This window comes from Agrobacterium sp. NPDC058088 (assembly GCF_042885035.1).
Lineage (GTDB): Bacteria > Pseudomonadota > Alphaproteobacteria > Rhizobiales > Rhizobiaceae > Agrobacterium.
In genome coordinates this window covers 579,601-602,882 of sequence record NZ_JBHVSU010000003.1, presented here as the reverse complement: position 1 = coordinate 602,882, position 23,282 = coordinate 579,601, and the positions used below count along the sequence as shown (strand labels likewise).

Here is a 23,282-nt window from a genome sequence, read left to right as displayed (position 1 = left end):
CACCGCGCGGATTTCAACAAAATACACGATGATTGAAAATCATCGACTTTTCCGCGTGTGGCTCACCCCCCTCTGTCCTGCCGGACATCTCCCCCTCAAGGGGGGAGATCGGCAGGACGCTTTCTCGCCACTTCATTCTCGACCGTCGAGGGGCGCGAGACCTCGCCGAGGAACGATCTCCCCCCTTGAGGGGGAGATGTCCGGCAGGACAGAGGGGGGTGAGCCACACGCAGGATTGTCAAATGATTTTCAAACGTCGTGTCCCGTGCAACCACCTAAAGAAAGGGCATCGTCATGCAGACACGCGTGGCACGTCTATACGGCCGTGAAGATATCCGCGTCGAAACGCAGGACATAGAGGCCCCCGGCCCCGGCGAAGTGCTGCTTGCCATGGCGGCGGGCGGCATCTGCGGCTCCGATCTTCATTATTATCAGGATGGCGGTTTCGGCCCGGTCAGGGTGCGCGAACCGATCATCTCCGGGCATGAGGCCTCCGGCCATGTGCGGGCGCTGGGGGAAGGCGTCAGCGGGCTCGCCATCGGTCAGCTCGTCGCCGTCAATCCCTCGCAACCCTGCGGCCATTGCCAGTTCTGCCTGAAGGGCCAGCCTATCCACTGCCTTGAGATGCGCTTCATGGGCAGCGCCATGCGCCTGCCGCACGAGCAGGGCATGTTCCGTGACCGGCTGGTGGTTCCTGCAAAACAATGCGCGCCATTTCCAGCCGATACCTCAGCTGCTGAAGCGGCTTGCACCGAGCCGCTTGCAGTCTGTCTGCATGCCGTCGCCCAGGCTTGCGATCTCACCGGCGCGAAGGTGCTGGTAACGGGAGCCGGCCCGATCGGCCTCTTGACCATCGCCGCCGCCCGCCATGCGGGCGCAAGTATCATCGTAGCAACCGATCTGACCGATGCGGCGCTGGAACGCGCACCAGCCATGGGCGCGGACCGCACGATCAATGTCGCGAAGGACGCCGAGGCGCTTTTGCCCTATCAGGATAACAAGGGTTATTTCGACGTCATTTTCGATTGCTCCGCCGCTGGCCCCGCGCTCCGCACTGCCTTTGCCTGCGTGCGCCCGCGCGGCACTATCGTACAGGTGGGCGTTACCGGTGACATCACCATTCCGCTCAATGCGCTTGTCAGCAAGGAAATCGTCTGGCGCGGTTCGCAGCGTTTCCATGAGGAGTTCGCAATCGCCGCCGCCCTCATCTCGTCGCGGAAAATCGACGTGCAGCCGATCATTTCCCACAGCTTCCCGCTTCATGAGGCGAAGGCCGCATTCGAGCAGGCCGGAGACCGCTCCGCCGCCTGCAAGGTGCAACTGACATTTTCCGAAGACTGATATTTGAGGGTTTAAGATGAGACACACATGGCGCTGGTTCGGCCCGGTCGATAAGGTCACGGTTCAGGATGCGGCTCAGGCGGGTGCGGAAGGCATCGTCAGCGCGTTGCACCACATCGCCACCGGCGATGTCTGGCCGGCGGACGAAATCACCAAACGGCATAAGGCGATCAAGGCCGGCGGGCTTTATTGGGATGTCGTGGAAAGCGTGCCCGTCTCCGAAGATATCAAGACCCAGACCGGCGACTGGAAAACCCACATCGCCAACTGGCAGGAAACCCTGCGCCGCCTCTCCGCCTCCGGCATCCGCACCGTCTGCTATAATTTCATGCCGGTGCTGGACTGGACCCGTACCGACCTGCGGTGGGAAACCAGACACGGCGCAAAGGCGATGCGCTTCGATCTTCCCGATTTCGCCGCCTTCGACATTCATATTCTGAAACGTCCAGATGCCAGCGCAGACTACCCGGATTGGCTGCTGGAGGAAGCGGCGAAACGCTTCGCCGACATGCCGGATACAAAAATCACCGCGCTCGGGCGCAATATCGGCGCTGGCCTGCCCGGCTCGGCGGATGGTTATACGCTGGCCCAGCTCCTCGAAAAACTGCGCTCCTATCACGGCGTCAACCGTGAAAGGCTGCAGCAGAACCTGATCGATTTTCTCTCTGAGGTGACCCCGGTTGCTGAGGACGTCGGCATCAATATCTGCGCCCATGGGGATGATCCGCCATGGCCCCTGCTCGGCCTGCCGCGTATTCTCTCAACGGAGGATGACTACGCCCATATGCTGTCCCAAGTCGACAGCCGCGCCAATGGCGTGACGCTGTGCACCGGTTCGCTTGGCGCGCGGGCAGATAACGACCTGCCTCTTATCACCAAACGTTTTGCCGATCGCATCCATTTCGTGCATCTGCGCAATGTGACGCGCGACACCGATACCGCACCCTGCTCCTTCTTCGAGGACGAGCATCTGGAAGGTGGGACCGACATGGTCGCCGTCATTGCCGCACTTCTGTCAGAAGAAACCCGCCGTCGTGCTGAAGGCCGTGAAGACCACACCATTCCGATGCGGCCCGACCACGGTCAGGAAATTCTCGACGACCTGACGCGCGGCGCGCAGCCCGGTTACCCCGCGATCGGCAGGCTGAAGGGGCTGGCGGAACTGCGCGGCATCGAGCGGACGCTGTCACACAGCCGCTTCGGTCTTGCGAATGGGAATGGCTAATCGGAACTCCGACCGCAGGGGATGTGTCAGCCTGCGGCCATCTTCGCCCGAAACATGAGGTAGGAATGGGTGGCCAATCCGCCAGCAACAGCCCCAGCGGCCTTCACGGCTGCGTCGGTCAGAAGCGGGTGGCGTGTGGGAGACAGGAATTGCAGCGCCTCGATGCCAAAAGCCGCGACGATGCCCGCTACGATGATGGCTAGCCAATAGCGCGGATAGGCGAGCACGAAGGCGGCCGAGCAGAGGGCGAAGGCACCTGCACGATCAATGCCGACCGTCGTCAATGTGTGGGGCCTCAGCCCAATGGGGCTGACAGTCACGATTACGATCAGCAGAAGAAGCGACCAGGCAACATATTTCGGAAATCTGTTTGTCATCATGGCGTCACAATAGAGTGCCGACCGAGGAAACGGAAGCGCGTCTTTTTCACGCCCCGCCCAATTAATCACACTTTTCGGTCAGATAGTTTAAAAACCGGCTTTCGCAATGGCCTCGCACGGGCTAAGGCAGAAGGCAACCGGGCGAGGATCGCGGCTGATGGCGCTTATGCTGTCGCCCTTCGGTTCATGTCACGGTGTCGGGTGGGTTTTCCACACAGGATCAGATTTTCAGGGAAGAGCACAATGAGTTTCAAGCCGCACGGCAAACATCTGGTTGCAGGAGAATGGGTCGAAACGGAAGCAAAATTCCGCAGCGAGCCTGCACATGGCGAGGCTTTCGATTTTTCGGTCGGCACCGTCGATCTGGTGAACAAGGCTGCGGAAGCAGCCGAAGAAGCCTTCTGGAGCTACGGTTACACCACCCGCGAAGAGCGCGCCGCATTCCTCGACACCATTGCCGATGAGATCGAAGCACGCGCCGACGCCATCACCGAAATCGGCTCGTCCGAGACCGGTCTGCCGGCTGGACGCCTGCAGGGCGAGCGCGGCCGCACCGTTGGCCAGCTTCGCCTGTTCGCATCGCATATCCGCAAGGGCGATTATCTCGACCGCCGCCATGACGAAGCACTGCCGGACCGCCAGCCGCTGCCACGCCCGGATATCCGTCTGATGCAGCGCCCGATCGGGCCCGTTGCAGTCTTCGGCGCATCCAACTTCCCGCTCGCCTTCTCGACGGCCGGCGGTGATACGGCCGCCGCTCTCGCAGCCGGTTGCCCCGTTGTCGTCAAGGGCCATTCCGCCCATCCCGGCACCGGCGAAATCGTTGCAGAAGCCGTTCTCGCCGCCGTCAAGAAGCATAATCTCCATCCCGGCGTCTTCTCGCTGATCCAGGGCGGCCGCCGCGATGTCGGTTCCGCGCTGGTCCAGCATCCGCGCATCAAGGCGGTCGGTTTCACCGGCTCGCTCGCCGGCGGCCGCGCGCTGTTCGATCTCTGCGCCCAGCGCCCCGAGCCGATCCCCTTCTTCGGCGAACTGGGTTCGGTCAACCCGATGTTCCTGCTGCCGGAAGCCGTTGCCGCTCGTGGTGAAGCCATCGCCAAGGGCTGGGCGGGTTCGCTGACCATGGGTGCCGGCCAGTTCTGCACCAACCCCGGCATCGCCGTCATCCTCTCCGAGCAGGCGGATGCGGTTGCTGAAACCGCACGCGCCGCACTTTCCGAAGTTGGCCCGCAGGTCATGCTGACAGACGGTATCGCCGCTGCCTATCGTGATGGCCGCGACCGCATCGCTGCCGGAAACGGCGTGCGCGACGTTCTGACCACCACCTGCAACCTGCGCAATGCCACGCCTTACCTGTTCCGCGTCTCGGGCAAAGACTGGGTTGCCAACCATGCGCTTGCCGAAGAAGTCTTCGGACCGCTCGGCCTGATCGTGACTGTTGATAGCACCGAAGAAATGCTTGAGGTTGCCAAGAGCTTCGAAGGCCAGCTGACGGCGACCATGCATCTCGATGCAGGCGACGCCGAACTTGGCCGCAAGCTGCTGCCGATCCTGGAGCGCAAGGCGGGCCGCGTTCTTGCCAACGGTTTCCCAACCGGCGTGGAAGTTTCCGAAGCCATGGTTCACGGTGGCCCCTACCCGGCCTCCACGAACTTCGGTGCGACCTCTGTCGGCACCATGTCGATCCGCCGCTTCATGCGTCCGGTTTCCTATCAGAACATTCCTTCGGACGTTCTGCCGGAAGACATTCGCTAAAAAAAAAGGGGGAGGCGCTTACACGCCTCCCCTGTTCTTCGTCTAACCCGTAGTCTCAGGCAGACTGCACGGCCTGTATCCTCTCGATACCCCCAACGATGCTGGCGAAATCCTGCCAGACGCCCTGAGCGCCCTTGCGCCATTCATCCAGCGCTTCCGGCTGCAGCACCTTGCCACCCTTGGACAGCGCAAGCTCAACGGACTTCGTTTCATCTTCAACGATCAGCTGGTTAAAGTACTTCGCGCCTTCGCTAGAGGCCTCCGACAGCACCTTCTTTTCTTCGTCGTCCAGCTGGTTCCAGAAAGTCGCACCGTAATAAACGACGCCTGAGGCCCAGATGTGGCCGGTTTCGGTCAGATAGGGCACGACCTCGTAAAGCTTGAAGCCAGCATAGGCGGATTTGGTGAGGTCCATGGCGTCGGCCACGCCGGTCGCCAGCGCATTATAGGTCTCTGTGATCGGGATACCGACCGGCGTCGTGCCGAAGGCGCTCCACAGCTTGGTGTGCAGCGGGCTCTGGATGACGCGGATCTTCTTGCCTTCCAGCTGCTCCGGCCGGGTTACCGGCTCCTTGGTGAGAAGATGGCGTGCGCCGTAATTGATGAAATCGGCGGCGATGAATTGCTGGGCGGCGAGCTTTGTCTTCAGATCAGTGCCGGTCTCGCCCGTCACCACCTTGCGCACATGGTCGGCATCACGAAACAGGAACGGCAGATCGAGGATCTGCAACTCCGGCACCCAGCCGGAAAGCGACGAAACGGTGGAAAGGCTGGCCTGCACCGAGCCAAGACGAATGTTTTCCGCCACTTCCTTTTCTCCGCCCAGAGCACCGCTCTTGACGATGTTGAAGCGGAAACGACCCGGAAGCTTTGCCTCCACCAGCTCGCTGATCTTCACCCAGATTTTCGTCTCCGGCTTATCTTCGGCAAACAGCGAGGCAACGGTAATATTGCGGGTTCTGGCATTTGCCCTGTGCACGAAGGCGGGTGCGGCCAGCGTGGCGGCACCGATAGCGGAAAGTTTCAGGAGATTGCGGCGATCGATAATAGTCATGAATAAAACCCCGGTTTTAGAAAATAATGGCCCAGGCGCAGAGAATGGCGAGGGAGACGAGAAGCGAGATGAGATAGGGAACGACGGCCCGGAAAAGCGCTGTCGCCGGAATGCGGGTCACGCCGCTGACCACGAAGATCAGCATGCCGAGCGGCGGTGTCAGGCCGTGGATCATCAGATTGACCACGAGGATCACGCCGAAATGGATCGGATCGATGCCGGCTGCCACGGCAGCGGGCAACAAGATCGGCCCGAACAACAGGATCGCGGCACCGATATCCAGCACCAGCCCGACCGCGAGCAGAATGAGGTTTGAAAGCAGAAGCACCGCAATCTTGCTGCCGCCCAGCAACGTCACGAAATCCGTGACGAGGCCGGAGACATTGTCCACCGCCAACAGGAAGGCGAAAGGCCCCGCCGTGCCGATCAGGAGGCCAATCGCCGCAGCCTCACCCGCCGACTGGCGGAAAGTTGCGAAAATGCGGCCCGCGCCCAGCCGATAACCGAAGCCGAGAAACAGCGTGTAGAGCGCCGCAAGAGCCGCCGCCTCCGTGGTGGTGACAACGCCGATGCGGATGCCGACCACCACGATGACGCCAAGCCCGAAGGCAGGTATGGCGGCCACGGCCGAACGCCAGCGTTCGCTGCCTGTCGCGCGCGGCAGGGTATCGACGCTGCGCACGCTGAGATGGATTGCCACCGCAAGGCAGACCGCCATCAGCCCACCGGCGAAGAAACCACCAACCAGCAACGAGCCGACCGACAGGTTGGTGGCCGTTGCCAGGATGAGAAAGGCGATGGAGGGCGGAATGACGTTGTCCAGCACCGAGGTAGCGGCAATGATCGCGCCTGCCTGTGCCGGTGGATAACCGTGTTTCACCAGTTCCGGCTGAAAGGTGGAGGCACCGAAGGCGGCATTGGCGACCGAGGAGCCGGATGCGCCGGAAAACAGCACGCTGGTTAGAAGCGTCGTCTGCGCCAGCCCTGCTCGCCGGTGGCCGACCATGGAGGCGGCAAAACGGACGAGTTGGTTGGCGACGCCTGATTCCGTCAGCAGGCTTCCGGCCAGCAGGAAGAAGGGAATGGCCAGCAGCAGGAATTTCGACATGCCCGTCACCGTCGAGGACACGATGGCCGGTTCCGGCAGGGTGCTGCCGAAGGCGATCGCCACATAGGCGGCGGCAAGGAAGGCATGGGCGAGCGGTGCGGCCAGAACCAGCCCCACGGCCGCCGTCAGCGCCAGAAACAGGCTCGGCGGCAGGCTCGTATCGATAAACAGTTCCGGCAGGCCGACATAAGAAACGACCGCGATGGCGACGGAGAGCAGAACGGCAAGCGCCTTGCCTTCACCGACCCGCTGAAGCGCCAGATAGACAAAGATCAGCGCGCCGCCCGCTCCGAGAAAACCGAAGCGCACCCATTCCGGCAGACCGAGCGTTGGCGACGTGCCGCCCAGCATGGCCGCAATCTCCACCCCGCCGAAAGCGAGGATGAGAGCTGCGACAAAGGAAAAGGCATCGGCCAGAACTTCGGTTGCCGCATGAAAGCGTTCCGGCAGGAAGCGCACGAATACATCCAGCCGCATGGCCAGCGCGCTCTTGAGGCTGAGCGGCGCGCCGACCGCAATCATCGCCACATTGAGCCAGATGCCCAGATCTTCCGCGCCGATGAAACCGGTATGGAACAGGTATCGCAGGGCGACATTGACTAACACCACCACCAGAAGCGTCGCAAGGATGGCGGCGGCGACTGCGCCGAGCGCCTTGTCCAAAACGCCAAGCGCCCGTTCGGCCACGCGTTGTGGACCCAAGCGCCGTTGCGCGATTGTTGTTGCCGGACTTGCCGTCATATTGTTCTTCTCCACTCCCGCACCATGCTCAGGAAGCCTTGGCCGAAAGGTCGCGGTCGAACAGGGTCGACCAGGTGAATTGTTTCGCAGATGACACTTCCCGCGATACATCGAGACGTGGCAGGACCTTTTCGCCGAAGCGGAAGGCTTCTTCCAGCAATGGCATGCCCGAGAGGATAAAGGTGTTCACGCCCGCTTTCTTGTAGGCCTCCAGCGTGCGGATCACCGTATCCGGCGAACCAACAATCGCGGTTCCCGGGCCCGGACGGACAAGCCCGATGCCGGCCCAGAGATTTGGTGCGATTTCCAGATCGCGCAGGTTTTCCGGTTTCTGCCCGCCGTGCATCGCCGTCATGCGCTGCTGGCCGATGGAATCGGTCTTGCCGACAAAACGCTGGTTGGCGGCAATCGCACGCTCATCCATGCGCCCGTAAAGGTCGGCAGCGGCGGCCCAGGCCTCTTCATCGGTATCACGCACGATGACATAGAGCCGAATGCCATATTCCAGTTCGCGGCCAAGCTGTTCCGCCCGCGCCTTGACGAGATCGACCTTCGCGCCGATCTGATCGGGCGTTTCACCCCAGGAGAGGTAGGTCTCGACATGTTTCGCCGCAACATCGATGGCCTTGTCGGAAGAACCGCCGAACCACAACGGCGGCGGCTCGATGCCCTGCCCCACCGGCAGCGCGAGCTTCGCACCCTCCGTCTGGAAATGCCGCCCCTTGAAATCCACCGTCTCGCCGGCGAAAAGCCGGTGCCAGATCTGCAGATATTCATCCGCCATATCGTAACGCTCGTCATGCGGCATGGTCATGCCGTAAGCGCCCAGCATCTTGGCATCGCCGGAGACGACATTGATCAGCAGGCGTCCACGCGAAAACTCCTGAAGTGTCGCCGCCATCTTGGCAAGCAGGGTTGGGGCGATCAGCCCGGGATGGATGGCCACCAACAGCTTCAGCCGCTCCGTATGGGAGAGCAGTGCGCCCGCCAGAACCCAGACGTCATGCGCGCCGGTGGCAAACAGCGCGCCGGTATAACCCAGCTGATCGTAAGCCAGTGCCAGCTGCCTGTAATAACCGAGATCGACCTTACGGGAGCCTTCCGGCTGCCAGGGATAGGCGCCGTCGGGCGCGCACATGTACCAGAAAACATTCATCTGTCGCCTCCGACGCTGGCTGATTGTGGGGCCGGGCTTTGCCCGGTCTGAACCGATAAAGAGAAATGGCCGTGCCTGTAAAGCGTATCGGCTTCCTCCTGCTGTTCGGCAAGGATATTTTCAGTGGCGGGCACCACGGAAAGATCGCGCGAGCGCAGCACCTTCGCCCAGGATGCCGCATCGCCCTCGCTGCCTGGCTCGGCGGCGAGCAGCGCTGCAGCCTTGTCGATATCCGCCATGACGGCGCGGCCGACGCGGTCCAGTTCGGCCGCAATTGCCTGCCGTGTCTCCTGCGCCATATTGTGACGCGCCAGCGTCCAGAACAGCGAGCGGTTGGGAATGGTGGAGCCACAACGGACCAGAAGGCTGATCTCCTCATGGGTCAGAGCCTTTTCCAGCCGTGGCGACATCGTTACCCAGGCATCGACACGGCCTTCCACGAGATCGAGCAGGCTGTCGCTGTCACCGCTTTCAATCCGCGTCACGTCCGAAAGACCAAGACCCGCCCCTTCCAGGCTGCGCGCCAGTAGATAGGTGTGAAAAGACCCGTCGATCAGCGAGATGCGCTTTCCCTGGAGATCCCCGGCAGAGCGGATCGGGCTGTCGCGCCGCACGAGGATCGCGCCATTCGCCGGCCTCGGGGCCGAGGCTGCGATATATGCTGCGGAAAGCCCGCGCGCATCCGCCTCGATCGGCGGTGTCGAACCGGTGCCACCGAAATGGATTTCGCCCTTTTCCAGAAGCGCCGCCGTATCGCGGCCTTCACGATAGGCCACGAATTCCGGATCGAACTCTTCAAAGGCGCCGGGCCAGAGCCGGGCGAGCCGTAAATGCAGATTGTTGGGATGGACCCCGATTTTCATGTGACACCTCATTTCGCAGTCAATCTACTTTTTTATAGAATGTTTTCGAGAAACGTTTTGGCGATCCTCAGCCGGAAAGCGAAAGAGAAATCTACTAATCCTGTAGATTTTAAAAATTCTGCAGACGACTAAAATCGACCGACATCAAGCCATTGAAATTTATCGCTATACAATTTACTTTTTTATAGTCTGAAACAGGGACCAGTAGTTGTGACGAAACCGGTTTCCAATCTCATCTGCCGCAGCGTGGTGGAAGCGAGCGAGCTTTTGAAGCTTGTCGCCAACGCCAACCGACTGGCCATCGTCTGTTACCTTATGGAAACGGAGGCCTCCGTTTCCGCACTGGAATATGAACTTGGTATCCAGCAGCCAACGCTTTCGCAGCAGCTCGCCGAATTGCGCGATGCCGGTGTGATCGAAGGCTCACGGGAAGGCAAGGCGGTGATCTATCGTGTCACCGATCCGCGCATCGTTCAGCTGGTTCTCACATTACGCGGTCTTTATACGGACCTTTCCGATGTGACCGGCAAGAAAGGCAGACGGGGTTTGCCGCTTGATGAGGCAATGTTCGACTAGCATGATCGACCTTTACACCTGGATCACGCCCAACGGCCTTAAAATCTCGATTGCGCTGGAAGAACTTGGCCTGCCCTATCGCAGCCACGCCATCGACATCGAAAAGGGCGAGCAGTTCGCGGCTGACTATATCAGCATCAACCCCGCCTCAAAAATTCCGGCAATCGTGGATACGGACAACGGCACCGTCCTGACGGAATCGAACGCGATCCTCCTCTATCTCGCCGAAAAGGCCGGGCGGCTTCTGCCCGCCTCCGCCACCGAGCGACTGACCGTCACGGAATGGCTGATGTGGCAGGCCGCCAATTTCGGCCCGACACTCGGTTATGCCCATTATTTCCTGACTTATAATGCAGGAGAGGCCCCCTTTGCCGAGACGCGTTTCGCCGCGGATGTGGAGCGGCTTTACCGGACATTGAACGACCGTTTGAGCGAGCGGGAGTTTGTGGCCGGCGATTTTTCAATAGCCGATATTGCCATCTGGCCATGGGTCTCCCGTTTCGCGCGCCACAAGATTAACCTCGACGACTTTCCAGCCGTGCAGACATGGTATCGCCATCTCGGACAGCGGGAAAGCTTTCGGCGCGGTTACCGTATACCTTTCGTGACATCGGACGTACCGGGCCTGTAACCAGCTTCAGCAGGCAACGAGATGGCCGGGTGAAACCTCGCGATATTCACGTGGCTTGACGACATAATCAACGGCGCGGATCGGGCTTTTCAGTTCGTCATTCGTCGCACCCCGCCGCGTATCGCGGCGGTCCGGATCCGGCACCGGCACCGCCGCCATCAACTTGCGGGTATAGTCATGCTGCGGATTATCGAAGACAGCGGCGCGTGGGCCGATTTCGACGATCTCGCCGAGATACATCACCGCCACACGATGGCTGACGCGTTCCACCACTGCCATGTCGTGGGAAATGAACAGGAAGGCGAGATCAAGGCTGTGCTGCAAGTCCAACATGAGGTTGATGACCTGCGCCTTGATGGAAACATCCAGCGCCGACACGCTCTCATCAGTAACGATCACCTTCGGCTGCAATGCCAGCGCGCGGGCGATGCAGATGCGCTGCCGCTGGCCGCCGGAAAATTCATGCGGGTAACGCGCCGCCATATCGGGCGAGAGACCGACCTTCACCAGCATGTCGGCCACCACATCCTTCGCCTCGCGGGCGCTTCCCATGCGGTGCTCCAGAAAAGGTTCGGCAATCGCCGCACCCACCGTCATACGCGGATTGAGCGAGGCGAAGGGGTCCTGAAAGATCATCTGAACCGTCTTACGCATGTCCCGCATGCCCGTCTTGTCGAGCGCGAGAATGTTTTCGCCGTTGACCACGACCGAACCGGCATCCGGCTCGATCAGCCGCATGATGGCGCGACCGGTGGTCGACTTGCCGCAGCCGCTTTCGCCCACCAGCGATAGAGTCTCCCCGGCCCTCAGATCGAAGGACACGTTTTCCACCGCGTGGACGCGGCCGCTGAGGCGTCCCAGCAGGCCGGAGTGGATGTCGAAACGCTTGGTCAGCCCCTGCACCTTCAGCACCGGCTGGGCGCTGGCGTCAACGGTATCGGCCGGACGCGCCGGCTCCTGCGTTTCCCCCGTGGTGGTGTTGATGATGGGAAACCGGAGCGGTCTTTCCTCACCTGTCATCGACCCAAGAACCGGAACGGCGGACAAAAGCGCGCGCGTATAGGGATGTTTGCCGCGGTGGAAGATATCCGCCGTCGCGCCGACTTCCACCTGTTCGCCGCGATACATGACGACGGTACGGTCGGCAATCTCAGCCACCACGCCCATGTCATGGGTGATGAACAGGACGGAGGTACCCTCCTCTTCCTGAAGCGTCTTGATGAGGTCGAGAATCTGGCCCTGAATGGTCACATCGAGCGCCGTCGTCGGCTCGTCGGCGATCAGGAGCCTTGGCCGCGACGCGAGCGCCATGGCGATCATCACGCGCTGGCGCATGCCGCCGGAAAAGCGGTGCGGATATTCATCGAAACGCGAGGCGGCGGAGGGTATGCGGACCTTTTCCAGCAACCGGATCGTCTCGGCCCGCGCATCCGCTTTCGACATCGGTTGATGGCACAGCAGAGCCTCGGAAATCTGGTCGCCGATGGTGAAGAGCGGATTGAGGCTGGTCATCGGCTCCTGAAAGATCATCGCCACTTCATTGCCCCGTACCCGCCGCATGGCGTCTTCGGAAAGCGACAGCAGATTACGGCCGCCCAGCAGGATTTCACCCTGAACCCTGCTGCTTTCCCGATCCAGCAGCCGCATGATGGAGAGCGAGGTAACGCTCTTGCCCGAGCCGCTTTCGCCGACGATCGCGACCGTCTCTCCCGGCCCGACATCGAAGGAAATATCACGCACCACGGGTTTCCAGCCGCCATCCACGTGAAAGGACGTGGTGAGATTGCGGACGGAAAGCACGGCATCTTCGGCACCAAGCGGTGCTGCCTGTGGCATGGTCATGATCGTTCCCTTTTCTTTATTCTGGTTGCAATGCTTGGGCCGGCAGTTACCGCGAGTTTCTTCTCCCCGAGGGGGAGAAGGTGGCCCGAAGGGTCGGATGAGGGGGCAACGCCAGCGATAGACCGCACCCCTGCCCCCTCATCCCGCTGCCGCGGACTTCTCCCCCTCGGGGAGAAGAAAACTGCCGCACCCGCTCGTTCCACTCAGTCCGGCCAGCGCAGCATGCCGTCGAAGCGGTGGCGGCTGCGGTCCTCGAACGGTGTGGCGATCACCTCGTTGGAGGCGCGCGCCTTATCCAGCTCTTCCGCCAGACGGGAAGCCACGATGGTTTCCTGGCCGGGATGCAGGTTGCAGGGGTCGAGATAGAAATAACGGTGTTCAACCTCGTGATCGCGGGCAATGATCGGCGGATTGCCTCTGGCCAGCGCCGTCGTCAGGTCCCATGCCGTGATATGGGCTTCTTCGGCATCGATGATGACACGCAGCCGGTCGAGCGGGTTGTTGGTCGGGTCGGGCTCGATCAGCGCCGTCACGCCGGGGCGTCCGTCTAGCGTCTTTTTCCAGAGATTAAGATAGCCGGTTTCGCGCTCGCGAATGCCGTCATGGTCACGCTTTTCCCAGGCTTCCAGCGCCGCCATGACGCCATAGATGCTTTCCTTGCCGACCTTCATGCCGCGGCCGATGCCCATGTTCTGCAGGAAGGCGTTGCGCACCAGTTCCTTCTTGCCGGCGACGATGCCGGAGGTCGGGCCGCCGAGGAACTTGTGACCGGAATAGAGGACAACGTCCGCGCCCGTCGCCAGAAACAGCTCCAGATCATATTCGGACGCCGCATCGACGATAACAGGCACGCCCTTGGCGTGGGCAATCTCGACGAATTCGGAAAGGTGCAGCAGACCGTAATTCACCACATGGTGCGAGACGACATAAACCGCCGCCGCCGTCTTTTCGGTGATGGCGTTTTCCATGTGGAAACGATGGGTCGATGTTGCCTGCCCGATCAGCACCACCTTGCCGCCGCCGAGGCGGATTGCCTGATCCACCGGCGCACCATAGCTCACCACATGACCCATCTGCACCAGCACTTCGTTTTTCTCGGGCGCAACATCGGGCAGCTTTTCGATGGCCAGCAGATTATTGCCGGTAATGGCGCCCGCCACCGCAAGGCTGATGCCGGAGGAGCAGGACGCCGTGACGAAACCGGCCTCGCCACCCGTCAATCTTGCAATGATCGCGCTCGCCTTGCGTTGCAGATCATTGATCTCGACGAATTGCGGCAGGATGGACGCCATGGCCTGAACGGCCTCGGGAACGACAATCGACGCGCCGAGCGAGGTCATGGTGCCCGAGACGTTGATGACCGGGCGAAGGCCGATCCTGCTTCTGATATCCTCGGTCATGTCTTTCTCCTGTCTTTGCGATGCAATAGGCATCGACATATATGCCATAATAATGTAATAGCTTCTCAAAACCCGTGAGGAGCCAAAATTGGACGCCCATAAACTGGACGAAACGTCTTCAACCGCCCTGTCCGAGGCCGCCGAAAACGCAGACGCGAAGGCGGCCAAGCGCTCGCGCGTCAGCGGCATCGATCGTGCGCTTCAGGTTATTGATTATCTTTACGAAACCGGATCGCCGGCCGGCGCTTACGCCATCGCCAAGGCGATCAAGGCGCCGCTTTCCACCGTCTATGTGATCATCGACGATCTCGTCGAAAAGAACATGCTGGCGCGCAATGCCGATGGCAATATCTGGCTCGGCGCCCGGCTTTACCATTATGGCCTTGCCTATGCCCGCTCGCTGGATTTCATGGGTGTCGCCACCCACGAAATGCACGATCTGTGCCGCCATGCGGGTGAAACCGTGCAGCTTTGCGGCCGCGATGGCGATCACATGCTGGTCTTGGCAATGGCCGATGGTCCCAGCCATTTTCAGGTCGCGTCGCGTGTCGGCACCCGTGTTCCCCTGAACTGGACGGCATCCGGCCGCCTGCTGGTCGGGCATCTGCCGGAGGTAGAGCGCCTCGAACTTTTCCGACGCTGCGCCCGCTCCTCCCCTACTGGCCGTGCGGAAATCAATCCCGAGACCCTGTCGCAATCGGCGGCGGCCGCTTTCCATGACCGGCTGTCGATACAGGTCGCCGAATCCGATTACGCTGTCGCCTGCATCGCCTCGCCGATCTGCGACAACAGGGGCGAATGCGTTGCGACGATTTCCATCGTGCTGCCGGAACAGAAGGTGCTGGCGGACGAAAATCATTACACCGAACAGGTCAGGGTGTCGGCAGAGCGGATCGAAAAGCTGATGGGCTGGCGCAACCATTGAACGGCCTCAATCCTTGAGCGCGACGATGGCTTCTATCTCAACGGTGATGTTGCCCGGCAGCGAGCCGAAACCGACGGCGGAGCGGGCATGTTGTCCCGCATCGCCGAACACATCGATGAAGAGATCGGAGCAGCCGTTGATGACGCTCGGGTGATCGCGGAAATCACTGACCGCATTGACCATACCGAGCAGCTTAACCACCTTTTTTACCCGCGATAGATCACCCAGCGCCTCGTGCATGACGGCAAGCAGGTTGATGCCAGTGAGCCGCGCATGGTTATAGGCCTCTTCCAGCCCGATTTCCGCGCCCACCTTGCCGGCATAGAGATGGCCGTTCTCTTCCCTAGGCCCCTGGCCCGAAAGATAAAGCATATTGCCTTCCACCACATGGGTGACGAAATTGGCAATCGGCGGCGGCGGCGGCGGCAGGGAGATGCCAAGCGCGGCGAGCCGGTCATAGGGCGAAAGGTGCCCTTCTGCTTCTAGCGTAGACTGTTTCACGCGAATTCCTCATAATGCCGGGACGTCTATCCCGAAATGTCTGCGAAAGGCGGAGGGCATACCCCCGCCATTCCAGTCGGGTTCAGCGCCAGGAATAACCATGGCTGTGGCGCACCAGCTTGCGCGCCCTTGGAATATAACGGCTGGCAGCAATCGCTTCCGCGCCGATCACAGCGTAACGCGGCTCGAATAAGCGCGTCAGACGCGCCACATCCCCATTGGAATCGGTCGCTTCCAGATCGGAATCCACGAGATCGAAAACCGTGAAATCGGCGCGCTGGCCGACATCGAGACGGTTTTCCATATCGAGCTGAATGACGGAGGCCGGATTGCGGGTAACGGCCTCGACGACATTTTCGAAGGGCATATCGACCGACAGCAGCTTCGACATGGTCGTCGCCAAATCCCACACCGGGAAATTCATCGAATGGCCATGCAAATCCGTGGAAATCGAGAAGGGCAGCAGGCCGCGTGCAATCGCCGCTTCCGCCACCTTGAAGGAGAAGGATGCGCCGCCATGGCCGATATCCAGCCGGATGCCTTCGCCCGCGCAGCGTTCGGCAAGGTTGAACAGGTCCTCGTCTTCCATGATGCTGGAGCCCGATTTGCCGTTGAAGCAATGGGTCACGACATCGCCGGGGCCGAGAATTTCCAGCACCTCATCATAAAGTGCGGGCGGTTCGCCCACATGGACCATCATCGGCACTTTCAGGATCTTGGCGATCTTTTTGCCGAGTTTCACCGGCGTCACACCCCAGGAACCGGTGATGACATGGCTCGCCCGCACCTTCAGGCCGACAATATGCTCGCTGTTTTCGGCATAACATTCGAGGATACGATCAAGGTCGATATCCTTGATGTCGCGCAGTTCCGGCACCCGGTTGCAGGCAACAAGGCCGATGGAACCGAGATTGAGAAAGGCCTTGATGCGCTCTCTCGAGGGCTCGATGATATATTCCCGGAAGCCGTGGAAATTCGCCTCGCCCGCCGAACCGGCATCCACCAGTGTGGTTACGCCGCGCTCGGCCCCGCATTCGGAGGGGCGGATGGAGATATCGGTGCCGCCGTGCCAGATATGCACGTGCAGATCGACCCAGCCGGGCGAAATGAAGGCACCTTTGGCATCAATTCGCTGCGCATCCGCGGGCGCCTGCAGGGCAGAGCCTACCGCGGCGATCTTGCCGTCGCCGCCGATCAGAATATCGGTCGAGGCCTGTGATGCGCCTTTGCCGAAACCGACCGGTTTGACATTGGAAAGAAGAATGGGTGATTGAAGAGGCGTTTTGGCCTGTTCACCGGATGTCATATTACAAATCCCTTCGCAGTCTTGGGTCGAGCATGTCCCGCAGCCCGTCGCCGACCATTTGCAGCGACAGCACGGAAAGAATGATGGCAAAGCCGGGGAAATAGGTCATCCAGTCGGCCTGACCGATATATTGGCGGCCAGCGGAGATCATGGTTCCCCAGGTAGGTATCTCGGGGCTGACACCGAGACCCAGAAAGGAAAGGCCCGCCTCTGCCAGCATGGCGCTGGCGAAAAGGAAGGTGCATTGCACGAGGATGGGCGAGACCAGATTGCGCAGCACATGCCGCGTCATGATGTGGAAGGTGGAAATGCCGAGCGCCTTCGCCGCCTCCACATAGGGCAATTCGCGGATCACCAGCGTCGAGGCGCGCACGATGCGGGCAAGGCGCGGCGAATAAACGACAGCAAGTGCGATGATGACAGTCGTCAGCGACGGGCCGAGGGCCGCCACTAGCGCGATGGCCAGCAGAATATCCGGAAAGGCCATCATCGCATCAATCAGCCGCGCAATCGGCGTATCCAGCTTCTGGAAGAAACCAGCGAGCAGGCCGAGCGTGATACCTATCAGCGCCGAAAGCGCCACCACAGCGGCACCGACCAGAAGCGACAGCCTTCCGGCATAAATGGTGCGCGAGAAGACGTCACGACCGAACTCGTCGGTGCCGAACCAGTAAAGCTCGCTTGGCGGCTTCAGGCGGTTAACGATCGACAGTTTCGATGGCGAATAGGGCGCAATCATCGGTGCGAAAACCGCGAGCAGCACAAAGACGAGCAGCACGATGAGACCGGCAGCGACCGTCTTGCGCTTCAGGAGACGCCGAATGAACAATATGGTCGGGCTGCGGGCCGGCGGGGCGGTGGAAACAATATCGGCCATCAGTAGCGAACCCTCGGATCGACCAGCAGATAAAGCATGTCGATTGCAAAATTGATGAGCACGTAAAGCCCGGCGATGATGAGAAGCGCGCCCTGAATGACCGGATAATCCCGCCGGAGCACGGCCGAGACGACAAGATTGCCGACGCCCGGCAGGCCGAAGACGGTTTCCGTTACGACTGCACCGGAAATCAGCACGGCGGCGGTGAGGCCAAGCACGGTGAGGATGGGAATGAGCGCATTCTTCAGCGCATGTTTCATCACCACCCGGCGCTCCTTCACGCCCTTGGCTCTGGCGGTGCGGACATAATCGTCACCGAGAACATCCAGCATCGAGGCGCGGGTGAAGCGCAGAATGAGCGCGGAGGAAACGAGGCCGAGCGCAATCGCCGGCAAGGTCAGGTGATACATGCGCTCAAGGAAGCTAGCACCCGGCCCGCCATACCCCGAGACCGGAAACAAATCGAGCCGCACGGCAAAGACCTGCATGAGGATGAGGCCGAGCCAGAAGCTCGGAATGCTCGCCGCCAGCATCGCAATGGTGGTCGCGGCCTGATCCACGAAGGAACCACGCCGGTAAGCGGCGTAGATGCCGATGGGCAGCGCGATGACGCTGGCAATCAGCAGCGAAAAGATCGTTAGGAAGAATGTCGGTTCCGCCCGGTCCAGCAGGGCTGATCCTACAGGCATGTTGAGAAAGATCGACTGGCCGAGATCACCCTTCAGCAATTGGCCGATATAATAGACATATTGTACGCCAAGCGACTGATCGAGGCCGAGCCTTGTGCGCAGGTCCGCAATATCCTGCGCCGAGGCATCCGGCCCCAGCATCACGGCGGCCGGGTCTCCGGGGGTGACGCGCAGGATGACGAAAACGATGGTGACGACGAGGAACATCACCACGATCATTCCTGCAAGTCTTTGGAAAATATACCGTATCACGTATCAAGGCTCCGAAGCGGGTGATAGGCCGCGACCAGGCGACGGTTGAACTGAGTTAAAGATGGGTGCCGGCAATTCCGGCACTCGCAGTCGTAAAAAATCGGACCTTCCGCGTCTGCTTTATACTTCCCCTCATTCCTGTGCTTGTCACAGGAATCCAGCCGACGCGCGTCTGCGCGGCGGAAAGACTCCTCTCAGCCCAAGGACTTGGGCTGACTGGGTCCCTGTGACAAGCACAGGGATGAGGGTGGAGATGCGACGAGGAAAAGAGGCCGTGTCGTCGGAGCGCCGGAAGCAAAGCCCGGCGCCCGATTGCCAGCCCGGTCTTATTTCGTAACCGAAGCATTCCAGAAATACGGCCATGGAGCCGGGTCGACACCATCAAGCTTGTTGGACTTGGCCGCTGCCGCATTGAAGTCACCGATCTTGATGAGCGGCAGCTCGGCATAGATCGTCTTTTGAACATTGGCCCAAAGCGCGAGGCGTTTTTCCGGATCGGCTTCCGACGTGAAGGCGTCAACGGCCGCCTTGCGTGCCGGCGTATCCCACCAGCCCGGCGAGCTGGTGGACAGCGCTCCCATCAGCGCCGGTTCCGGCAGGAATGGGCTGTGGCTGATGTAAATGTCCCAGAGCTTCGGGTCTGCGCGGCGCTGCGTCAGCGTTGCCCAGTCCACCACCTGCATATCCACCTTGAAACCGGCAAGCTTCAGATATTCCGCCGCCACCTGCGCCATCTTGTAATGGAACTCATATTGGCGGCTGGTGAGGATGCGCAACGGCTCGCCATTATAACCGGCGGCTTTGAGTTTTTCGGCAGCGGCTTCCGGGTTGCCGACATTATAATTGCCCTCGACACCCTCTTGCGTGTGCCAGGAGAAATTGTCGGGGTAATAGGCACCGTCCAGCGCGTAGAAATCCGTGCTGCCGAAAGCGGCGGCCAGCATGTCTTCCATGTTCAGCGCTTCGACCACGGCCTTGCGGACCTCAAGCTTGGAAGACAGCCCCTCTTTGGTGTTGAAAACGAAGACCGGGAAACCGAACGGCTTCAGCATCATCGGCTGCGAGGCCGACGAAGACTTCACCTTTTGGAAAGACTCCACCGGAATGGAATCGACATAGTCATATTGTCCGGAAACGGCGGCCTCGACGCGGGTATTCGGATCGGGCACCGGAACGAAGCGGATTTCATCGAGGTACTGGTGGCGAGCGCCGCCATAACCGTCGCTTTCGCCATCACGGGATTTGTAGCCATCAAATCGCACGAGCTGGATATATTGGTCCGCCTTGCGTTCCTTCAGCATATAGGGGCCGGTGCCGACAAATTCGGCCATTGGCTCCGCCTGCTTTTCAGCCGGCAGGATGATCGCCGCCGAATTATTGAACGCAAGCAGCGAGGTCAGCGGCGCATAAGGCTGCTTGAGGGTGATCGTCACCGTTCCGGCATCCGGCGCGGAAATATTCTCGATGAAACCGGCAGCCTGCTTGCCGCGCGAGGCGATCTTCATCCAGCGGCCGAGCGAGGCGACGACATCCTCCGAGGTCATGTCGCTGCCATCATGGAACTTGATGCCCTGGCGCAGCTTGATCGTGTAGGTTTTGCCGTCCGCACTGATCTCAGGCAGGCTTTCGGCCAGAAGCGGCGTCACCTTCCAGCCCTTGTCGAAGGTGTAAAGCGTTTCGAAAATATGCTGCGTGACGATGCCGACCAGATCGGCGGTCGAGGCCATGGGATCGAGTGTCGGCGGCTCGCCGATCGTCGCGACGTTGATGACGCCACCCTTCTCCGCGGCCATCATCATATCGGGCGCGAGCAGCAGTGCGGCGGTGGCGAGAAATGCAAGTTTACGTCTCATGGTTATGCTCCCAGCTCATTGTTCCAACCTGATGTTCCATTATTATGTTATATGCATCTTTATAAGAGAATATCTCGATAAGACGCCTTGTCAATGACAATGCGGTCCGATGACGGATTTTCGGGATCGGCGAACTGGAAACCGATTTTTTAAGGAGGCGGAAAGAGCGCAGAGAATTACGTAGGTTGGATGTTTCGCATTTGCGAACAAAGTGCTATTGAAGATGAAACTAAGATAGACATAATCGCCCACCCTTATTTATCGTTACCTTATTCGCCTTCAAGCAGCCGTGTTTTCAAGGCTGTAGACAGACCTGATATTCGATACCGCCGCGCTTATTCGAAAGCGGACAACAAATTTTTATTACGCTGATATTATTGAGGAAATTATGAAGACGGCAATCGTGCATGACTGGCTCACCGACCGAGGTGGGGCCGAAAAAGTGCTTCACAACCTTCTCGAAATTTATCCTCACGCGGACCTCTATTGCCTCGTCGACTTCATGAGCGAGCGGGACCGGGGGTTCCTCGGCGGGCGTCTCGTCAACACCTCCTTCATCCAGAAACTGCCTTTCGCCCGAAAAAAATATCGCTCCTATCTGCCGCTGATGCCGCTCGCCATAGAGCAGTTTGACCTCAGCAGCTATGATCTCGTCATCTCATCCAGCTATGCGGTCGCCAAGGGCGTCATCACCGGTCCCGGCCAGTTTCACGTCTCCTATATTCACAGCCCCATTCGTTATGCCTGGGATCTCCAGCATCAATATCTCAAGGAAACCCGGCTCAATCGCGGCTTCGCGTCGTGGATCGCGCGCGCCATTCTCCACTACATCCGCATGTGGGATATCCGCACCACCCATGGTGTCGATCTCATGACGGTAAACTCCAAATTCATCCGCAACCGCGTGCGCAAATGTTATGGGCGTGACTCCACGGTGATCTACCCGCCTGTCGATACCGCGCATCTTTCCCCTTCCGACAGAAAAGGCGACTATTTCGTCACGGCCTCGCGGCTGGTGCCCTATAAAAAAGTGCACCTGATCGTGGAAGCCTTTGCGAAGATGCCTGACAAGCGGCTTGTCGTCATAGGCGACGGGCCGGACATGAAGCGCATCCGCGAAATCGCCGCACCGAATGTCGAAATCCTCGGTTTTGTCGGCAATGAAGAGCTTCACAAATACATGGCGGAAGCCAAGGCTTTCGTCTTTGCCGCGGAAGATGATTTCGGCATCGTTCCCGTCGAGTCCCAGGCGCTCGGCACCCCGGTGATCGCCTATGGCAAGGGCGGCGTGCTGGAAACCGTCGTTCCGCTCGGCGCCTCAAACCAGCCTACCGGCCTATATTTCGGCGAACAGACACCGGAGGCGATCTGCGCTGCGGTCCAGGAATTCGTCGACAATTCCGACCGTTTCGACAAAACCGCCTGCATCGACAATGCCGCCCGCTTCTCGCGCGAGCGTTTCCTCCGGGAATTCGCAGACACGGTGAATTTCGCGCTGGCTGAACGGGCGTGATGACACAACGCCTTCACTCTAGATTCGTCCATAAAACTCCGACTGAGGGCTTTCATGGAACCTAAAAAACAGCGCGACGACAGTTATGATGTTGCCAAAGGCCTATGTATTGTCCTCGTTGTTTTCGGTCATGCGGAAAGAGGCCTGAACGGTTCTGGGGCGCCCCCGCACTTCAGCCTCATGGGCTTTGCCGACTATGCAATTTACACGTTCCATATGCCGTTCTTTTTCTTCGTTTCGGGACTGTTCTTCTCCGGACAAAATGCCGCCCCCACCGATTTTTTCGCCAAGCTCGGAAAAAATATCGCTTATCCCTATCTGTTTTGGTCGGTCCTGCATGGCAGCCTGATGGTGATGATGGGGCATTTGGGTCTCACAAACACGACCATTGACTTTACTAGAGTGCTGGGAATTCTATGGAGCCCGATCAGCCCCTTCTGGTTTCTCTACGCACTCTTTTTTTGCCAAATCGCAACCTATATGTTCGTTTGGATACCCGCCCTTGTCCGCATGGCATTCGCGCTTACCCTCTTCGTCTTCTTTTATCTATACAGCCAGCCAGTTCCATGGGACGTCGCCTATGGATTCGTCTATTTCACGCTCGGTATTGTCGCCAAACAATATGGCTTTCAGCAACAGCGATACACAATGGGCACGTCTCTCACGCTTATGGCCGTCTTTGCGATTTCGACAGGTCTCTCGTGGCAAATTGAAATCCCGGAACGTCTTCCGTTCTTATCGGCAATCCTCGGCATATTACTGATTATCGCAATTTCACAGGGATTGGTTATTCGCGAAAACGCGATTTCATTGATGCTCAAGACACTGGGGCAGTTATCCGTCGGCATTTATGTGATGCATATCATTGCAATCGGCTTTGGACGGGCTGTCGCAGTGAAGTTGTTTCACGTTACAGACATGGCTAGCCTGTTGGCGACCACGACCATTATTGGCATTGCCCTGCCCGCCATAGTTCAGATTGCCGCTATACGTGTCGGGATATACGAATGGGTGGCCCTTCCTGCCTCGGCATATCGGCGATACAAAGTTGGCCCTTCAGAGCAGCGGGAGAACCGCTTAGCATAGACGCGACACTTTTGATTCCGGAATTAAAAGATAATCGGACAGCTTCCTGAAGCAACTTCTTTCAGAAGCGTCTACCCCGGACAAAGGGAAAAATAATTTTATATAACAATTAATTAGATACCACTAAAGTCAACCGCAAAAGAAACCGTGCAAGCGTGACAAAACTGCACTAGCGCAATGCGGCAATCAAAGAGATTATGACGACAAG

General features: G+C 59.5%; 20 protein-coding genes. 8 read left to right on the top strand and 12 right to left on the bottom strand.

Annotated elements, in window-relative coordinates:
* Nucleotides 1-294: 294 nt before the first annotated feature.
* Nucleotides 295-1,341: an L-idonate 5-dehydrogenase gene (locus ACFVTJ_RS12720; protein WP_386907847.1), complete on the top strand. Its 1,047-nt coding sequence runs from the start codon at nt 295-297 to the stop codon at nt 1,339-1,341.
* A gap of 16 nt (nt 1,342-1,357) precedes the next feature.
* Nucleotides 1,358-2,566 (top strand): mannonate dehydratase, encoded by a 1,209-nt coding sequence (uxuA, locus tag ACFVTJ_RS12715; protein WP_386907845.1) that lies wholly within the window; start codon nt 1,358-1,360, stop codon nt 2,564-2,566.
* A 26-nt stretch (nt 2,567-2,592) separates the two neighbouring features.
* On the opposite strand, the gene ACFVTJ_RS12710 is transcribed toward uxuA, so the two are convergent.
* On the bottom strand, nt 2,593-2,946 hold the full coding sequence (locus tag ACFVTJ_RS12710) for an antibiotic resistance protein VanZ (RefSeq protein ID WP_386907843.1): 354 nt from the start codon (nt 2,944-2,946) through the stop codon (nt 2,593-2,595).
* A 243-nt stretch (nt 2,947-3,189) separates the two neighbouring features.
* Between ACFVTJ_RS12710 and ACFVTJ_RS12705 the strand changes: the two genes are divergently transcribed.
* Nucleotides 3,190-4,701: an aldehyde dehydrogenase (NADP(+)) gene (locus ACFVTJ_RS12705; RefSeq protein ID WP_386907841.1), complete on the top strand. Its 1,512-nt coding sequence runs from the start codon at nt 3,190-3,192 to the stop codon at nt 4,699-4,701.
* Nucleotides 4,702-4,756: 55 nt separating this feature from the next.
* Here ACFVTJ_RS12705 and ACFVTJ_RS12700 read toward each other — a convergent pair whose 3' ends face one another.
* Genes ACFVTJ_RS12700 through ACFVTJ_RS12685 form a run of 4 tightly spaced genes read right to left on the bottom strand, consistent with a single transcriptional unit; the run spans nt 4,757 to nt 9,623 of the window.
* The gene (locus ACFVTJ_RS12700; protein WP_386907839.1) at nt 4,757-5,755 is read right to left on the bottom strand and encodes a TRAP transporter substrate-binding protein; all 999 of its coding nucleotides are present in this window, start codon (nt 5,753-5,755) and stop codon (nt 4,757-4,759) included.
* Nucleotides 5,756-5,771: 16 nt separating this feature from the next.
* Nucleotides 5,772-7,604 (bottom strand): TRAP transporter large permease subunit, encoded by a 1,833-nt coding sequence (locus ACFVTJ_RS12695; protein WP_386907837.1) that lies wholly within the window; start codon nt 7,602-7,604, stop codon nt 5,772-5,774.
* A gap of 28 nt (nt 7,605-7,632) precedes the next feature.
* Nucleotides 7,633-8,760 (bottom strand): LLM class flavin-dependent oxidoreductase, encoded by a 1,128-nt coding sequence (locus ACFVTJ_RS12690; RefSeq protein WP_386907836.1) that lies wholly within the window; start codon nt 8,758-8,760, stop codon nt 7,633-7,635.
* Nucleotides 8,757-9,623: an ABC transporter substrate-binding protein gene (locus tag ACFVTJ_RS12685; RefSeq protein ID WP_386907834.1), complete on the bottom strand. Its 867-nt coding sequence runs from the start codon at nt 9,621-9,623 to the stop codon at nt 8,757-8,759. Before ACFVTJ_RS12685 ends, ACFVTJ_RS12690 begins: the two co-directional genes overlap by 4 nt.
* 210 nt (nt 9,624-9,833) lie before the next feature.
* Here ACFVTJ_RS12685 and ACFVTJ_RS12680 point away from each other — a divergent pair, with 210 nt between their 5' ends.
* On the top strand, nt 9,834-10,199 hold the full coding sequence (locus ACFVTJ_RS12680; RefSeq protein ID WP_386907832.1) for an ArsR/SmtB family transcription factor: 366 nt from the start codon (nt 9,834-9,836) through the stop codon (nt 10,197-10,199).
* 1 nt (nt 10,200) lies between these two features.
* Nucleotides 10,201-10,830 carry a glutathione S-transferase family protein gene (locus tag ACFVTJ_RS12675; RefSeq protein WP_386907830.1) on the top strand — a complete coding sequence of 210 codons (630 nt, stop codon included), beginning with the start codon at nt 10,201-10,203 and terminating at the stop codon, nt 10,828-10,830.
* Nucleotides 10,831-10,836: 6 nt separating this feature from the next.
* Here ACFVTJ_RS12675 and ACFVTJ_RS12670 read toward each other — a convergent pair whose 3' ends face one another.
* Complete coding sequence (locus tag ACFVTJ_RS12670; RefSeq protein ID WP_386907829.1) at nt 10,837-12,672, bottom strand: dipeptide ABC transporter ATP-binding protein; 1,836 nt, start codon at nt 12,670-12,672, stop codon at nt 10,837-10,839.
* A gap of 203 nt (nt 12,673-12,875) precedes the next feature.
* Nucleotides 12,876-14,072, bottom strand: a complete 1,197-nt coding sequence (locus ACFVTJ_RS12665; protein ID WP_386907827.1) for an aminotransferase class V-fold PLP-dependent enzyme — start codon at nt 14,070-14,072, stop codon at nt 12,876-12,878.
* An 88-nt stretch (nt 14,073-14,160) separates the two neighbouring features.
* Here ACFVTJ_RS12665 and ACFVTJ_RS12660 point away from each other — a divergent pair, with 88 nt between their 5' ends.
* Nucleotides 14,161-14,997, top strand: a complete 837-nt coding sequence (locus ACFVTJ_RS12660; protein WP_386907825.1) for an IclR family transcriptional regulator — start codon at nt 14,161-14,163, stop codon at nt 14,995-14,997.
* A gap of 6 nt (nt 14,998-15,003) precedes the next feature.
* Here the strand turns inward: ACFVTJ_RS12660 and ACFVTJ_RS12655 are convergent, their stop codons facing one another.
* The 5 genes from ACFVTJ_RS12655 to ACFVTJ_RS12635 all read right to left on the bottom strand — a co-directional run bounded on the left by ACFVTJ_RS12655 (nt 15,004) and on the right by ACFVTJ_RS12635 (nt 20,475).
* A complete protein-coding gene (locus ACFVTJ_RS12655; RefSeq protein WP_386907823.1) occupies nt 15,004-15,498 on the bottom strand; it encodes a RidA family protein in 495 nt (164 codons plus the stop codon).
* Nucleotides 15,499-15,580: 82 nt separating this feature from the next.
* A complete protein-coding gene (locus ACFVTJ_RS12650) occupies nt 15,581-16,804 on the bottom strand; it encodes an amidohydrolase/deacetylase family metallohydrolase (RefSeq protein ID WP_386907821.1) in 1,224 nt (407 codons plus the stop codon).
* Nucleotide 16,805: 1 nt separating this feature from the next.
* Nucleotides 16,806-17,681 carry an ABC transporter permease gene (locus ACFVTJ_RS12645; RefSeq protein ID WP_386907819.1) on the bottom strand — a complete coding sequence of 292 codons (876 nt, stop codon included), beginning with the start codon at nt 17,679-17,681 and terminating at the stop codon, nt 16,806-16,808.
* Nucleotides 17,681-18,622 (bottom strand): ABC transporter permease, encoded by a 942-nt coding sequence (locus ACFVTJ_RS12640; RefSeq protein WP_386907817.1) that lies wholly within the window; start codon nt 18,620-18,622, stop codon nt 17,681-17,683. Before ACFVTJ_RS12640 ends, ACFVTJ_RS12645 begins: the two co-directional genes overlap by 1 nt.
* A gap of 326 nt (nt 18,623-18,948) precedes the next feature.
* On the bottom strand, nt 18,949-20,475 hold the full coding sequence (locus tag ACFVTJ_RS12635; RefSeq protein WP_386907815.1) for an ABC transporter substrate-binding protein: 1,527 nt from the start codon (nt 20,473-20,475) through the stop codon (nt 18,949-18,951).
* 388 nt (nt 20,476-20,863) lie between these two features.
* Here ACFVTJ_RS12635 and ACFVTJ_RS12630 point away from each other — a divergent pair, with 388 nt between their 5' ends.
* Both ACFVTJ_RS12630 and ACFVTJ_RS12625 read left to right on the top strand, forming a co-directional pair.
* Nucleotides 20,864-21,988 (top strand): glycosyltransferase family 4 protein, encoded by a 1,125-nt coding sequence (locus ACFVTJ_RS12630; protein ID WP_386907813.1) that lies wholly within the window; start codon nt 20,864-20,866, stop codon nt 21,986-21,988.
* 54 nt (nt 21,989-22,042) lie between these two features.
* Nucleotides 22,043-23,074, top strand: a complete 1,032-nt coding sequence (locus ACFVTJ_RS12625) for an acyltransferase family protein (protein WP_386907811.1) — start codon at nt 22,043-22,045, stop codon at nt 23,072-23,074.
* Nucleotides 23,075-23,282: the final 208 nt, after the last annotated feature.

Excerpts from the sequence above, each read along its gene's own strand:
- ACFVTJ_RS12625 (WP_386907811.1), top strand. The coding sequence starts at position 22,043 with ATGGAACCTAAAAAACAGCGCGACGACAGTTATGATGTTGCCAAAGGC.
- uxuA (WP_386907845.1), top strand. The coding sequence starts at position 1,358 with ATGAGACACACATGGCGCTGGTTCGGCCCGGTCGATAAGGTCACGGTT.
- ACFVTJ_RS12720 (WP_386907847.1), top strand. The coding sequence starts at position 295 with ATGCAGACACGCGTGGCACGTCTATACGGCCGTGAAGATATCCGCGTC.
- ACFVTJ_RS12630 (WP_386907813.1), top strand. The coding sequence starts at position 20,864 with ATGAAGACGGCAATCGTGCATGACTGGCTCACCGACCGAGGTGGGGCC.
- ACFVTJ_RS12635 (WP_386907815.1), bottom strand. The coding sequence starts at position 20,475 with ATGAGACGTAAACTTGCATTTCTCGCCACCGCCGCACTGCTGCTCGCG.
- ACFVTJ_RS12650 (WP_386907821.1), bottom strand. The coding sequence starts at position 16,804 with ATGACATCCGGTGAACAGGCCAAAACGCCTCTTCAATCACCCATTCTT.
- ACFVTJ_RS12670 (WP_386907829.1), bottom strand. The coding sequence starts at position 12,672 with ATGACCATGCCACAGGCAGCACCGCTTGGTGCCGAAGATGCCGTGCTT.
- ACFVTJ_RS12685 (WP_386907834.1), bottom strand. The coding sequence starts at position 9,623 with ATGAAAATCGGGGTCCATCCCAACAATCTGCATTTACGGCTCGCCCGG.
- ACFVTJ_RS12700 (WP_386907839.1), bottom strand. The coding sequence starts at position 5,755 with ATGACTATTATCGATCGCCGCAATCTCCTGAAACTTTCCGCTATCGGT.
- ACFVTJ_RS12710 (WP_386907843.1), bottom strand. The coding sequence starts at position 2,946 with ATGATGACAAACAGATTTCCGAAATATGTTGCCTGGTCGCTTCTTCTG.
- ACFVTJ_RS12675 (WP_386907830.1), top strand. The coding sequence starts at position 10,201 with ATGATCGACCTTTACACCTGGATCACGCCCAACGGCCTTAAAATCTCG.
- ACFVTJ_RS12695 (WP_386907837.1), bottom strand. The coding sequence starts at position 7,604 with ATGACGGCAAGTCCGGCAACAACAATCGCGCAACGGCGCTTGGGTCCA.
- ACFVTJ_RS12690 (WP_386907836.1), bottom strand. The coding sequence starts at position 8,760 with ATGAATGTTTTCTGGTACATGTGCGCGCCCGACGGCGCCTATCCCTGG.
- ACFVTJ_RS12645 (WP_386907819.1), bottom strand. The coding sequence starts at position 17,681 with ATGGCCGATATTGTTTCCACCGCCCCGCCGGCCCGCAGCCCGACCATA.
- ACFVTJ_RS12705 (WP_386907841.1), top strand. The coding sequence starts at position 3,190 with ATGAGTTTCAAGCCGCACGGCAAACATCTGGTTGCAGGAGAATGGGTC.
- ACFVTJ_RS12665 (WP_386907827.1), bottom strand. The coding sequence starts at position 14,072 with ATGACCGAGGATATCAGAAGCAGGATCGGCCTTCGCCCGGTCATCAAC.